The organism is Halarchaeum sp. P4 (genome assembly GCF_051195175.1).
Classification (GTDB): domain Archaea; phylum Halobacteriota; class Halobacteria; order Halobacteriales; family Halobacteriaceae; genus Halarchaeum.
In genome coordinates this window covers 1041309-1054400 of the sequence record NZ_JBNTKC010000001.1, presented here as the reverse complement: position 1 = coordinate 1054400, position 13092 = coordinate 1041309, and the positions used below count along the sequence as shown (strand labels likewise).

At 70.1% G+C, this 13092-nt stretch carries 15 protein-coding genes; 9 read left to right on the top strand and 6 right to left on the bottom strand.

What is annotated here, in order from left to right; genetic code table 11:
- Positions 1–9: 9 nt before the first annotated feature.
- Entirely contained in the window at positions 10–966 is a 957-nt protein-coding gene (locus tag ACQUS8_RS05620; RefSeq protein ID WP_435098176.1) for an LLM class flavin-dependent oxidoreductase, read from the bottom strand.
- Positions 967–1084: 118 nt separating this feature from the next.
- Between ACQUS8_RS05620 and ACQUS8_RS05615 the strand changes: the two genes are divergently transcribed.
- Positions 1085–2401 (top strand): APC family permease, encoded by a 1317-nt coding sequence (locus ACQUS8_RS05615; protein ID WP_435098173.1) that lies wholly within the window; start codon positions 1085–1087, stop codon positions 2399–2401.
- Here the strand turns inward: ACQUS8_RS05615 and yjjX are convergent.
- Positions 2398–2901 carry an inosine/xanthosine triphosphatase gene (yjjX, locus tag ACQUS8_RS05610; protein WP_435098170.1) on the bottom strand — a complete coding sequence of 168 codons (504 nt, stop codon included), beginning with the start codon at positions 2899–2901 and terminating at the stop codon, positions 2398–2400. The genes ACQUS8_RS05615 and yjjX overlap by 4 nt on opposite strands.
- Before the next feature lie 25 nt (positions 2902–2926).
- Complete coding sequence (locus ACQUS8_RS05605) at positions 2927–3667, bottom strand: helical backbone metal receptor (protein WP_435098167.1); 741 nt, start codon at positions 3665–3667, stop codon at positions 2927–2929.
- A gap of 123 nt (positions 3668–3790) precedes the next feature.
- Between ACQUS8_RS05605 and ACQUS8_RS05600 the strand changes: the two genes are divergently transcribed.
- The 3 genes from ACQUS8_RS05600 to ACQUS8_RS05590 all read left to right on the top strand — a co-directional run bounded on the left by ACQUS8_RS05600 (position 3791) and on the right by ACQUS8_RS05590 (position 5957).
- Positions 3791–4759: a transcription initiation factor IIB gene (locus ACQUS8_RS05600; RefSeq protein WP_435098164.1), complete on the top strand. Its 969-nt coding sequence runs from the start codon at positions 3791–3793 to the stop codon at positions 4757–4759.
- 123 nt (positions 4760–4882) lie between these two features.
- Entirely contained in the window at positions 4883–5251 is a 369-nt protein-coding gene (locus ACQUS8_RS05595; RefSeq protein WP_435098161.1) for a hypothetical protein, read from the top strand.
- Between the two features lie 25 nt (positions 5252–5276).
- The gene (locus ACQUS8_RS05590; protein ID WP_435098159.1) at positions 5277–5957 is read left to right on the top strand and encodes a type I 3-dehydroquinate dehydratase; all 681 of its coding nucleotides are present in this window, start codon (positions 5277–5279) and stop codon (positions 5955–5957) included.
- Here ACQUS8_RS05590 and ACQUS8_RS05585 read toward each other — a convergent pair whose 3' ends face one another.
- Complete coding sequence (locus ACQUS8_RS05585) at positions 5958–6413, bottom strand: methylated-DNA--[protein]-cysteine S-methyltransferase (RefSeq protein WP_435098156.1); 456 nt, start codon at positions 6411–6413, stop codon at positions 5958–5960. It lies immediately after the preceding gene.
- 93 nt (positions 6414–6506) lie between these two features.
- On the opposite strand from ACQUS8_RS05585, the gene trpC reads away from it, so the two are divergent.
- The 5 genes from trpC (at position 6507) to ACQUS8_RS05560 (ending at position 11363) form a co-directional block, all read left to right on the top strand.
- Positions 6507–7271: an indole-3-glycerol phosphate synthase gene (gene trpC / locus ACQUS8_RS05580; RefSeq protein ID WP_435098153.1), complete on the top strand. Its 765-nt coding sequence runs from the start codon at positions 6507–6509 to the stop codon at positions 7269–7271.
- Positions 7268–8491, top strand: a complete 1224-nt coding sequence (trpB, locus tag ACQUS8_RS05575; RefSeq protein WP_435098150.1) for a tryptophan synthase subunit beta — start codon at positions 7268–7270, stop codon at positions 8489–8491. Before trpC ends, trpB begins: the two co-directional genes overlap by 4 nt.
- Positions 8488–9312: a tryptophan synthase subunit alpha gene (gene trpA, locus ACQUS8_RS05570; protein WP_435098147.1), complete on the top strand. Its 825-nt coding sequence runs from the start codon at positions 8488–8490 to the stop codon at positions 9310–9312. Before trpB ends, trpA begins: the two co-directional genes overlap by 4 nt.
- 23 nt (positions 9313–9335) lie before the next feature.
- The gene (locus ACQUS8_RS05565) at positions 9336–10124 is read left to right on the top strand and encodes a 2-amino-3,7-dideoxy-D-threo-hept-6-ulosonate synthase (protein ID WP_435098144.1); all 789 of its coding nucleotides are present in this window, start codon (positions 9336–9338) and stop codon (positions 10122–10124) included.
- 72 nt (positions 10125–10196) lie between these two features.
- Positions 10197–11363, top strand: coding sequence for a 3-dehydroquinate synthase II (locus tag ACQUS8_RS05560; protein ID WP_435098141.1), 1167 nt, complete (start codon positions 10197–10199; stop codon positions 11361–11363).
- Positions 11364–11388: 25 nt separating this feature from the next.
- Here the strand turns inward: ACQUS8_RS05560 and ACQUS8_RS05555 are convergent, their stop codons facing one another.
- Positions 11389–12408 (bottom strand): AbrB/MazE/SpoVT family DNA-binding domain-containing protein, encoded by a 1020-nt coding sequence (locus tag ACQUS8_RS05555; RefSeq protein ID WP_435098138.1) that lies wholly within the window; start codon positions 12406–12408, stop codon positions 11389–11391.
- 2 nt (positions 12409–12410) lie between these two features.
- Positions 12411–13088: a phosphate signaling complex protein PhoU gene (gene phoU / locus ACQUS8_RS05550; RefSeq protein ID WP_435098135.1), complete on the bottom strand. Its 678-nt coding sequence runs from the start codon at positions 13086–13088 to the stop codon at positions 12411–12413.
- Between the last annotated feature and the right edge of the window lie 4 nt (positions 13089–13092).

Below are 13092 nucleotides of genomic sequence, written 5' to 3'. Positions count from 1 at the left end.
GGTGCCGCCCTACCCCATCGCGGGGACGACGTCCTCGACGAGTCGGTCGATAGTCTCGGGGTCGTTGCGCTCGGCGCGCAGGATCACCATCTCGGCATCCTCCGCCTCGAACTCGTCGATTCCCTCCTTCACCTGCTCGACGGTCCCCACGAGGCCGCGGTGCTCGCCGCGCGGCGTCGGGTCGGCGGCGGCCGTCTCGCCCTGCAGGTCCTCGTAGACGGCGTGGGCGTCCTCCTCGTTCTCCCGTATGACGACCGTCTGGAGGACCGTCTTGTCGATGGCGTCGAAGTCGGTGCCGAAGCGCTCGCAGTACCCCTCCAGGACGTCGAGTTTGTGCGCGAACGTCTCCGGGCTCACCCCCGGAACGTTCCAGCGGTCGGCGAGGTCCGCGACGGCTTTCAGGGTGAGGTCCTCGCCGCCGCCGCCCACCAGCACGTCGGGGCCGCCGTCCTGCACGGGTTTCGGTTCGAGGTAGAGTTCCTCGACGTCGTGGTAGTCGGACTCGAAGGTGACCGGCGACTCCTCCGTCCACATCGCGCGGACGAGGTTCACGGTGTCCCGGAGTTGGTGGACGCGCGTCGGAATCTCGGGGAACTCGAAGCCGTAGGCCTCGTACTCCTCCTGGAACCAGCCGGCACCGATGCCGAGGACGGCGCGCCCGTCGCTCGCGTGGTCGAGTGTCGCGAGTTGACGGCCGAGCATCGCCGGATTCCGGTAGTGCGGGCTCGTCACGAGCGCGGAGAGGTCCATCGTCTCCGTCTCGCGGGCGAGCGCTGGGAGGGTAGTGTAGGCGTCGAAGAACGGCTCGTCGCGGACGCCGACGAACGGGAGCTGCCAGAGGTGGTCCATGACGGAGAACCACTCGAAGCCCGCGCCTTCGAGGCGTCGCGCGAGTGCCATCGCACCGTCGAACGGGTCGTCCTGCTCGGGGTAGTGGAAGGACGCGTTGTGGTAGCCGAGGCGCATACGCGGGGCTAACGGATGGTGTGGATTTAGCTGTCGGGGCCGGCGCGACCGTCGTCGCGTGCCCGCCCCGGTGTCGAAGCCCGCACGCCTAACACCGGCCCGGCCCTACTGTCGCGCGATGTCGGAACGACTCGGGCTGCCGTCCGCCGTCTCCATCGCACTCGGGGGGATGATCGGGGGCGGCATCTTCTCCGTCCTCGGCGTCGTCGCGAAAATCGCGGGCGCCCGGACGTGGCTCGCGTTCGTCGTCGCCGGCGTCGTCGCGCTCTGTGCGGGCTACTCCTACAACAGGCTCAACGCCGTCTCCGGGCGCACCGGCGGGTCGGTGACGTTCGTCCAGCGCTACACGAACAACACCACCGTCGCCGGGATGGTCGGCTGGACCCTGCTCTTCGGGTACATCGGCTCAATGGCGATGTACGCCTACGCCTTCGGCGAGTACACTGTCGGCGTCCTCAACCTCCGTGATGTCCTCGGGGGCGCCGCGCGCCCGCTCGTCTCCGCGCTCGCCGTCGCGTTCTTCGTCGCGCTCAACCGCATGGGCGCGCGCGCCAGCGGCACCACCGAGAACGTCCTCGTCGCCGCGAAGATGCTCGTCCTCCTCGGCTTCGGTGCGCTCGCCGCGCTCTACGGCTCCAGTCGCGGCCTCCTCGACTACGGGTTCGGCGGCGCGGTGGGTATCGCACCTGTCGTCGCCGCCGGCGTCTCCTTCGTCGCCTTCCAGGGCTGGCAGTTGCTCTTCTACGACCGGGGGAGCATCGCCGACCCCGAGCGGACCATCCCGCGCGCCGTCTACGTCGCCATCCCCGTCGCCGTCCTCACCTACGTCCTCGTCGGCGTCACGACGACGAGCCTCCTCACACCCGCGCAAATCGCCCAGTACGGCGAGGTTGCCCTCGCGAAGGCCGCCGAGCCGGTTCTCGGGTCGCTCGGCTACGACGTCATCAGTGTCGCTGCCGTCGTCTCCACGGGGAGCGCAATCAACGCGACGCTCTTCTCCGCCGCGCACTTCGCGAACGGGATGACCGACGAGGGGGTCCTCCCGGACCGCATCGCCGACCACGCCGACGGCGACGGCGTCCCCCAGCGCACCGTCCTCCTGCTCGGCATCGTCACGCTCGGGCTCACCGTCTACGGCACGCTCGACGGCATCACGTCGCTCGCCTCCGTCTCCTTCCTCGTCGTCTTCGGCGCGATGAGCGCCATCGCGTTCACCGAACGCGACGCCGACGGCGTCTCGCCCTACCCGCCGCTCGTCGGTGTCCTCGGCGCCGCACTCCTCCTGCCGCTGCTCTGCTACCACCTCGCCGCGCACGAACCGAAGACGTTCGGCTTCGTCGTGCTCTCGCTCGCCGCCGTCTTCGTCGTCGAACTCACCTACTTCGAGCGCACTCGCCTCGCGCGCGCCGCGCAGCGCGCCGAGGACCGCTTCTAGTCGGCGACGAACGGCCCGAGTGCGCCCGCGACTGCGTGTTCGAGCGCGCTCGTCCGGTCCATCGCCCCGGCGGTGAGGACGCCCGCCGCGCCCTCGTTCTCCGCGACGTTCTCCATGTCGTACTCGTCGTCCATCACCGGCCCCAGCTCCTCGCCGGCGTCGACGCGCCGCGCGACCGATTCGGGGAGCCGCAGGCGCGGCCCGGCGCCGTACTCCACGCGCTCGCCGTCCGTGACGGCCGCCCACATCGTCAAGAAAAGCCCATCAATGTGTTCGACACGCGCGACGCCGCCCTCCAGCCCGACGCCGAGGTCGTAGTCGCCCGCCGCGAGCGCCCGCCGTGCGCGGTTCGCCGCGCCCTCGACGGTTTCCGCCTCGCCCCACGGCTGTTCGGACACGCCCGAGGGCACCGACTCCGCGACGACCGTGTGGCCGTCGCCGAGCACTCGCTCAGTCGCCGCACGCTTCACCGGGTTCCCGCTGCCGACCGCGACTCGCATGCCCGTCTCTCGACTCGTCTTCGGATTAAGCGAACCGGTCGGGGTGGAGGCGGCGCGCGAGTTCCTCGATGCCCTCGACGAGCGTGGGACTCGGCTGGTTGAGGAGCGCGTCGTCGAGGACGTGGACCTCCGCGTCGACGGCCCACCCGCGCGCGTCGAAGTCGGGCCGCGAGCGCTCCCCGCGGCCGCCGCGCCCGCAGTAGTGCGCGACGACGTGGTCGGGATCGGCGGCCTCGACGGCCGCCTGCTCGACCTCGCGGGAGCGTTCGCCCGGCGGGACGAGCAGGTGCTCGCCGCCCGCCGCGGCGACGGCGTCCGGCACCCAGTTGCCCGCCGCCATCGGCGGGTCGTCCCACTCCTCGCAGTAGACGCGAGGCCGTTCCGCGTCCGCGACGACCTCGCGGGCGGCCGCGACGCGCTCGCGACACTCGGCCTCCAGTTCCGCGCCCGCCGCCGCGCGGCCGATTGCCTCGCCGCGCGACGAGAACCCAGCGAGCACGTCCTCGAGGCGCGACGGCTCGTGGTGGTGGACGGTGTAGCCGCGTGCCTCCAACTCGTCGCGGACCTCGCGCTGGAGCGGGTCGTCGGTGAGGACGACGTCCGGGTCGAGGTCGGCGAGGCGGTCGTAGTCGGGGTTCAGCCACCCGCCGACCGGCGGGGCGTCCACGTCCACGGTGGCGTTGTGGGTGACACCCACGAGGTCGGCGGACCCACCGAGGGCGACGACGGTGGCCGTCGCGGCGGGGGCGAGCGAGCAGACTCTCACGAACGTTCACGAGTGTGCGCCGCTCGCACATCCCGCTGTCGGTCTATTACGGAACCGTTAAGTGCGATTTGGGACAACGAAAGTGCCACGACGATTCCGGGTTTTCCGGGGGCTATACGCAGTATGCAAAACGCACGAACCAGAGCACGACGACACGGCGAACGAGAGACCGAAGAGGAAGACACGACCGAATCGACCGACGAGTGTCCCGAGTGTGGCGGCCTCGTCGTCGCCGACGAGGAGCACGGCGAGTCCGTCTGTATGGACTGTGGGCTCGTCGTCGACGAGGACGACATCGACCGCGGGCCCGAATGGCGCGCGTTCGACTCTCAGGAGAAGGACCAGAAGTCCCGCGTCGGCGCCCCGACGACGAACACGATGCACGACAAGGGGCTCTCGACGAACATCGACTGGCGGGACAAGGACGCCTACGGCAACTCCCTCTCCTCGAACCAGCGCCAGAAGATGCAGCGCCTCCGCAAGTGGAACGAGCGCTTCCGCACGCGCGACGCCAAGGAGCGTAACCTGAAGCAGGCGCTCGGCGAAATCGACCGGATGGCCTCCGCGCTCGGCCTCCCCGACAACGTCCGGGAGACCGCGTCGGTCATCTATCGGCGCGCGCTCGAGGAAGACCTCCTCCCGGGTCGCTCCATCGAGGGCGTCTCGACGTCCTGCGTCTACGCCGCCGCCCGGCAGGCCGGCGTCCCGCGCAGCCTCGACGAGATTACGGACGTCTCGCGCGTCGAGAAGGCCGAAATCGCCCGGACGTACCGCTACGTCATCCGGGAACTCGGCCTCGAAGTCCGGCCCGCGGACCCCGAGAGCTACGTCCCGCGCTTCGCCTCCTCGCTCGGCCTCAGTGACGAGTCCGAGCACCGCGCGCGCGAACTCCTGAAGACCGCGAAGGACAAGGGCGTCCACTCGGGCAAGTCGCCGGTCGGCCTCGCGGCCGCCGCCGTCTACGCCGCCGCCCTCCTCACGAACGAGAAGACGACGCAGGCGAAGGTCAGCGAGGTCGCGGACATCTCCGAGGTCACCATCCGTAACCGCTACCACGAACTCCTCGAAGCCGAGGACACGCTCCCGGCGTAACTGGACGCGCGGCGACTTCTCACGGCTCGCGCCGTCGATGCACGACCCGTCACGCTCACGCCGTGTAGCCGCGGCGCTCGCGTCGGCGCCACTATTTATCCGCTCGCGGCCGAACCCGTAGCCGTGAACACGCCGTCACTCCCCGTCCGCGCGGCCGTCTTCCTCGCCGGCGCGCTCCTCGCCGGCCTCGTCGCCGCGGGCGTCTCGACCGTCCTCCCCGACCCGTACCCGCTCGCCGTCGGGTTCGCCGTCGCCGTCCCCGTCATCGACGTCGCACTCTACCCCGAGCGCGTCCCGGCCGACGCCACGGAGGGTCTCCGGATCGGCGTCGCCGCCGCGCTCGCCGGCGTGACCGTCGGCTCGATTACCGCGTTCGCCGTTCGCGCGCTCATGCTCGGCGACCCGTGGATGACAGGGGTCACGGCTGGCGCGACGTTCATCGCCGCGGAGTACGGCGGCCGGTGGCTGGCCGGGCGAATCCCCCGACCCTAAGGCGCGACGCCACGCACACCCGAGTATGCTCACCTTCGACGACTTCACGCTCTGTGCGGTGACGACGGACCTCTCCGAGGAACCCGCGGCGCGCGAGCACGCGGACGCCGTCGAGTTCCGGATGGACCTCGCGGACGAACCCGAGGCACAGCTGCGCGAGTACGACGGCGAGCTGCCGCTGCTCGTCACGAACCGCCACGAGGACGAGGGCGGCGAGGCGCCCGACGACGAGGCCCGCCTCGACGCGCTCGTCGAGGCCGTCGAACTCGACGCGGTCGGCGCGGTGGACGTTGAACTCTCGACGATGCTGGACGGCCGGGGCGCGCGCGTCCGCGAGGCCGCCCACGAGCACGACGCCTCCGTCGTCGTCTCCACGCACGACTTCGAGGGGACGCCGCTCCGCCAGGACATGCGCGGCCTCCTCGGGAACGCGCTCGAACACGGCGACGTCGCGAAGCTCGCGGTGACGGCCACCGAGCGCGTCGACGTCCTCGACCTCACGACGGTCACCCACGAGTTCGACGTCGAGGGCGAGACGGTGGCGACGATGGCCATGGGCGAAGCGGGCCGGCATTCGCGGGCGGTCCTGCCGGTCTACGGGTCGAAAATCGGCTACGCGCCCGTCAAACCCGAGTCGGCGACGGCGCCCGGCCAGTACGACCTCGCGACGCTCCGGGAGTTGGTCGACGACCTGCGCGGCGAGTAGCTAGAGGCCTTCGAGGCTGCGGAGTTTCTGCTCGACGTCGGCGGGTGCGCCGCTCGGCGCGTCCCGGACGCGATGGTCGGGAATGAGCATTGGGACGGGGTTCTCGGCGAGCGCGGTGCGCACGAGCTGCCTGTCCTCGTCCTCGTCGGCGTCGAGACCGGGCGTCATGCGCGTGAGCGCCTCGACGCCGACCTGCTCGCCGTAGCCGATCTCTCGGGCTTTTTCGAGGACGGCGCGCTGGTCGGTGGGGAGGGTGAGGCCGACGGGGACGTCCGCGAAGTCGTCCTCGACACCTTCGAGGTAGGCGGTGATGCGCTCGAAGAGCGGGTGGTCCGCCTCGGCGTCCTCGTCCGGGTCCTTCGGGAAGCTGAGGCTGATGACGCGGTCGCCGGCGACGCCGAGTTGCACGTAGCGTTCGAGGTAGGTCGACTCCGTCGCGTAGATGCCGGCGTCCATGGGGTAGCCGTCGGACAGGGCGTCCTTGAATGTTCGTGCTCGACGCCACGTGGGGAAACCTTCTTGTACAGATGAGTGCATCATTGTACAACGATGAACGATACACTCGCGCCGCAGGTGCGCTCCATCCTGCGGGCGGCGCGCGAACGCGACGTCGAGGCGGACGGGCGCGTCTCGGTCTCGCCGCGCTCGTTGTCGGCGGCGTTCGCGGACGCCGAAGCCGACGGGCGCGTCCCGATTATCGCCGAGGTGAAGCCGACGAGTCCGACGACCGAGGGCGAACGCCACGACGACCCCGTCGAACTCGCCGAGGGGATGGTCGAGGGCGGCGCCGCCGCCCTCTCCGTCCTCACCGAACCCGAGCACTTCGGCGGGTCGACCCAGAACCTCGAACGAATCCGCGAGGCCGTCGACGTCCCCGTCCTCCGCAAGGACTTCGTCGTCCGCGAGGAGCAACTCGACGCCGTCAAGTCCGACGTCGTCCTTCTCATCGCGCGCTTCGTCGGCGACGACCTCGCCGACCTCCACGCGGCCGCCGAGGAGCGCGGCTTCCAGGTGCTCGTGGAGGTCCACGACCGCGAGGAACTCGAACGCGCGCTCGACGTCGGCGCCGACTACGTCGGCGTGAACAACCGCGACCTCGCCAAGTTGGAGGTCGACCTCGAAACGTTCGAGAGGGTGGCCCCCGCAGTACCCGACGACGTGACACTCATCGCGGAGAGCGGCGTCTCCACGCCCGCGGACGTCCGACGGATGCGCGAGGCCGGCGCGGACGGCCTCCTCGTCGGGTCGGCCATCATGGCGGGAGACGTCACCGAGACCACGCGGGAACTAGTGAACGCGGAGGCGGCAGAATGAGCTCGGAAGGGAAGTTCGGCGAGTACGGCGGCCAGTACGTCCCCGAAGTCCTCATGCCGGCCGTCGAGGAGCTGACGGACGCCTACGAGCGCTACGTCCTCGCGAACGAGGACGGCTTCATGGACGAGTTCCGGGCGCGCCTCCGGGACTTCGGCGGCCGCCCGACCCCGCTCGGCAAGGCGGACAACCTTTCTCAGCGGTATGGCTTCGACGTCTACCTGAAGCGCGAGGACCTCGTCCACGGCGGCGCGCACAAACTGAACAACGCGCTCGGGCAGGTCCTCCTCGCGAAGTACATGGGCAAGGAGCGTGTCATCGCGGAGACGGGCGCCGGCCAGCACGGCACCGCGACGGCGATGGCCGCGGCCTACCTCGACATGCCCTGCGAAATCTACATGGGCCGCACGGACATCAACCGCCAGCGCCCCAACGTCTTCCGGATGCGTACCCACGGCGCCGAGGTCAACCCCGTCGACGTCGGCTCGGGCACGCTGAAGGAGGCGACGAACGAGGCGATGCGCGACTGGGCGACGACGGTGGAGAACACCCACTACGTCATCGGGAGCGTCGTCGGCCCCCACCCCTTCCCGACGATGGTCCGTGATTTCCAGTCGGTCATCAGCGAGGAGGCGCGCCGGCAGGCCGCCGAGACCATCGGCCGTCTCCCGGCGGCCGTCATCGCGTGTGCGGGCGGTGGGTCGAACACGATGGGCGCGTTCCACAACTTCGTCGACGACGAGGAGGTCGACCTCTACGCCGTCGAGGCGGGCGGCTCCGGCCTCGGCGTCGAGGAGGACGAGGAGTACGCGCCGAACTCCGCGAGCCTCGGCACCGGCTCTGTCGGCGTGCTCCACGGCGCGAAGACGAAACTCCTCCAGACCGGCGAGGGCCAGATCGTCGAGTCCCACTCCGTCTCCGCCGGTCTCGACTACGCCGGCGTCGGCCCGGAACTCGCATACCTCGTCGACGAGGACCGCGTGACGCCCGTGAACGTCGACGACGACGAGGCACTCGCCGCCTTCCACCGCCTCTCACAGGAGGAAGGCATCATCCCCGCCTTGGAGTCGAGTCACGCCGTCGCCTACCTCGAACACTACGAGGGCGACGGTCCCGTCATCGTGAACGTCTCCGGGCGCGGCGACAAGGACCTCGACACCGTCATCGAGGAGTCCGCGAAACGCGACCTTCCGGAGGCCCCGGACATGGAGGTGTTCCAATGACTGTCGCCGACATCACGGAGGCGTTCGCGGGCGAACCCGCGCTCGTCCCGTACGTCGTCGCGGGCGACCCAAGCTATGAGGCCACCAAGCGGTACGTCGAGGCGCTCGTCGAGGGCGGCGCGGACGTCGTCGAACTCGGCCTGCCCTTCTCGGAGCCGATTGCGGACGGCCCCACGATTCAGGAGGCGATTCGGCGCGCGCTCGACGGCGGAATGACGCCCGCGAAATACCTCGACCTCGTGCGCGAGTTGGACGTCGACGTCCCCATCGTCTGCATGACCTACTACAACCTCCTCCTGCAGTACGGCGAGGGCGACGAGGTCGAGACGTTCGTCCGGGACGCCGCCGAGGCGGGCGTCTCGGGGCTCATCATCCCCGACCTCCCCGTCGAGGAGTCCGCGGAACTCGAGGCCGCCTGCGAGAAACACGACGTCGCGCTCGTCTTCATCGTCGCACCCACCACCACCGAGGAGCGCGTCGAGCGCATCCTCGAGCGCGCCTCCGGGTTCGTCTACGTGCAGGCACGCATGGGGACGACGGGCGCGCGCACCGACGTCTCCGAGGACACCTACGAGAGCCTCGAACGACTGCCGGACGGCGACCTCCCGTACGCCGTCGGCTTCGGCGTGAGCGAGCGCGAGCACGCGAAAGCCATCGTCGAGGGCGGCGCGGACGGCGTCGTCGCCGGGAGCGTCTTCGTCGACCGCATCGCGGAGGCTGAGAGCGTCGCTGAGGCCGCGGAGGCGCTCCGGGAGAAGGCCGCGGAGTTGAAGGCCGGCATCCGCGACGCCGAGCGGGACGAATCGGAAACACCAAAGTAGTCACTACGGTACCACGCACCACTATGAACACAGGCACGCGGGCACGACTCGAACGCATCGGCACGGACGGCAACTACCTCACAGTCCCGATGGACCACGGCGTCACGCTCGGCCCCGTGAAGGGGCTGAAGGACATCGAGAGCACCATCGATGCCGTGACGCGCGGCGGCGCGGACGCCGTCCTCACGCAGAAGGGCATCGCCGAGCGCGTCCACCCGAACAAGAACGACGCCGGCTACATCGTCCACCTGAACGGCTCGACAGTCATCGGGCCTGACGAGGAGGACAAGCGCATGACCGGGAGTGTCGAGGAAGCCGTCCGCGTCGGCGCGGACGCCGTCTCCTTCCACATCAACGTTGGGAGCGACCACGAACCCGACCAGCTCACGATGCTCTCGGAGGTCACGAAGGAGGCCGAACGCTACGGGCTGCCCGTGCTCGCGATGGCGTACGCGCGCGGCCCCGGCGTCGACGAACACGACGCCGAATCGCTCGGCCACGCCGTCCGCCTCGCCGAGGAGCTCGGCGCGGACCTCATCAAGACGGCCTACTCGGGCGACGCCGAGAGCTTCGAGCACGTCGTCGAGGCCACGTCCAAGCCCGTCATCATCGCGGGCGGCAGCCCCGAGGGCGACCGGCAGACCCTCGCGGACGTTCGGGGCGTGATGGACGCGGGCGGCGCGGGCGTCTCCATGGGCCGCTCCATCTTCCAGCACGACGACCCCGAAGCCATCGCCACCGCTGTCTCCGCCGTCATCCACGACGACGCGAGCGTCGAGGAGGCGCTCGACCGCTCCGGCCTCGACGCCTGACTGCGGACTCCCCTCTCCCCCTCGACTGCGGTATTCGCCACGTTCAAGCAGTCGCGTACTGAGGTGCAACTAATGACACGCGAAGTCTGGCTGAAGGCCGACGACACCGTCGGCGACTGGGAGACGCGGAAACGACGGATCACGGCGGGCCTCGAGGCGGGCGTCGACTGGGTGCTCGTCGACGAGGCGGACGTCGCGCGCGTCCGCGAACTCGGGAGCGTCAACGTCGCGGCGTTCACGAGCGACGACGTCGACGTCATCGGCGAGGCCGAGGCCGAAACCGCCGAACCGGACACCTACGTCGTCGGGAAGGGCGGCGAGGGCGACGGCACCGTCGAGCTCCCCAGTGACTTCTCGGGCTCCGCGGACCTCACGACGCTCCGACGGAACGACGACGTTCGCGGCGCGTACGTCCGCATCCTCGGCAAGGAGTACGAGGCGTTCGCGGAGACGGCCGCGAGCGACGCCGACTACACGTTCGTCGTCGGCGAGGACTGGACAATCATCCCCCTCGAGAACCTCATCGCACGCATCGGCGACGACACGAACATCGTCGCGGGCGTCACCACCGCCGAGGAGGCCGACACCGCCTTCGAGACGCTCGACATCGGCGCGGACGCCGTCCTCCTCGACAGCGACGACCCCGACGAGATTCGCCGCACCGTCCAGGTGCGGGACCAGGCCGAACGCGAGACGCTCGACCTCGAGTGGGCGGACGTCGTCGACGTCGAGGAGGCGGGCGCCGCCGACCGCGTCTGCGTCGATACGGGTACGCTGATGGACGACGACGAGGGGATGCTCGTCGGGTCGATGTCTCGTGGGCTCTTCTTCGTCTACGCCGAGACTGCCGAGTCGCCCTACGTGGCCTCCCGGCCGTTCCGCGTGAACGCCGGCGCCGTCCACGCCTACGTCCGCACGCCCGACGGGGGAACGAAGTACCTCGCGGAACTGAAGAGCGGCGACGAAGTCCAGGTCGTCGACACCGAGGGCAACACCCGCGAGGCCGTCGTCGGGCGCGCGAAAATCGAGCGCCGCCCGATGTTCCGCCTCACCGCGGAGACGGCGGACGGCGACCGCTTCGAGACGCTCATCCAGAACGCCGAGACCATCAAGGTCGAGACGACTGACGGGCGCACGCCTATCACCGAGGTCGAGGCCGGCGACGAAATCAAGGTCTTCACGCAGGAGGGCGGCCGGCACTTCGGCGAGAAGGTCGAAGAACGCATCATCGAGAAGTAACGCCGTCGGCGTCGCCCCCCTCCTTCTACTGCTGGTTCTCCGCGCGAATCGCCGTCTGCACGGCCATTTCGGCGATGTCCGCGCCGCGCTCGGCAGTGCGCTCGATGCCGTCCAGGACGCCGGCGAGGGCGCGGGCGTCCGAGCGCCCGACCGTCTCGTCCTCGCGGAGCGCCTGTTTGGCGTCGGCGGCGCGCGCCGCCACGTCGTCGGCGTCCTCGACGAGCACGCTCGCCTCCGCGAGCCCCGTCTCGTTCAGGACGGCGGTCACCGCCCGCTCGATGACGTCGCGGGCGGCCGCGGCGAGTTCCTCGGCTTCGTCGACGAACGACTCGGGGAGTTCGCCCTCGAGGCGCTCCACCTCAGCGAGCACGCGCTTCACGTGCGTCACGACGGCCGCGAGGTGGTGGGCGCTCAGGTAGTAGGCGAACAGGTCGAGGCGGCTCACCCCGAGCGCGTCCACCTCCTTCAGGCTCGCGAGCGCGCGGGTGAAGTGGTGCGTCACCATCCCGAAGAAGCGCTCCATGTCGTCCTCGCGCTGGCGCAGGTGCTCGCGGCGCTCCTCGACGGGCGCGGCGAGGTCCTCGGTGACTGTCCGGTGCATCGCGAGCGTGAGGAAGCGGAGTTGGCCGACCGCCTGCCGGACGGACACCTCCCCGGAGTCGAGGAAGTTCCGCGCGGTGAGCGAGGACTCCGTGGCCTCGAGGACCTCGACGCCGGCGAGCGTGCTCGCGAGCGACTGGGCGGCGCGGTGGTCGTCCTCGGTGAATACCTCCTCCGTGGTGAGCGTCACCTCGCCGAATCCCGCGGTGTAGGCGGCGCGCAGGACGCGCGCGACGTCCTCGGGGTCGTCCGGCGACACCTCGAGCGTCGCCGACTCGACCGGCTCCTCGTCGCTGCGCGAGCTTCGGACCACGAGCGTGCCGTCGTCGTGGGTGTAGACGTGGACGGGCGCGCCCGCTTCGAGGCGGTGGTCGGTCGCCCAGTCCTTCGGAATCGACACCGTGTAGGTGCCCCCGCCGACCTTCTGGAGTTTGCGCGTCTCCATAGTCAGTAGATGAGCGAGGCGTCAGTCTCGACCATGTAGAGGGTGCGCGCGGCGACGTTGACCGCGTGGTCGCCGACGCGCTCGAGGTCGCGAATCGTGAGCAGCGTCCGCGAGACGTCGTCCATCAGGCGCTCGACCGCCCACGGGTCGTCCGCGTCCACCTCGCGCACGATGAGGTCGCGGACGACGTGTTCGTTCGCGCGCCGACAGCGCGCGTCGAGTTCGTCGTCGCGGTCGGCGATGGTCATGCAGGCCTCCGGGTCCGCGCTCGCGTAGGCGTCGAGGGCGTCCGCGACCATCGCGCGGGCGTCCAGGCCGATGTCGTGGACGTCGACGTCGAGCGCGCGCCCCTCCTCGGCGTCGAGGGTGTAGTCCGCGAGGTTGACGGCGAGGTCGCCGACCCGTTCGAGGTCGGTGAGCACCTTGAACGACGCTGTGACGAAACGCAGGTCGCCGGCGACGGGCTGCTGGAGCGCGAGCAGGTCAATGCACTCCTGTTCGAGCGCGAGGTAGCGCTTGTTGATTTCGTCGTCACCTTCGATGACGGCGCGCGCGAGGGCGTCCTCGTTCGACGCGAGCGCCTCGAGGGCGTCGTCGAGCCGCCCGAGCACGAGGTCGCCCATCTCGGAGACGTCGCGCTCGAGGTCCGTGAGCGCCGCTTGGTATTCGTCTCGTGGCATCGTC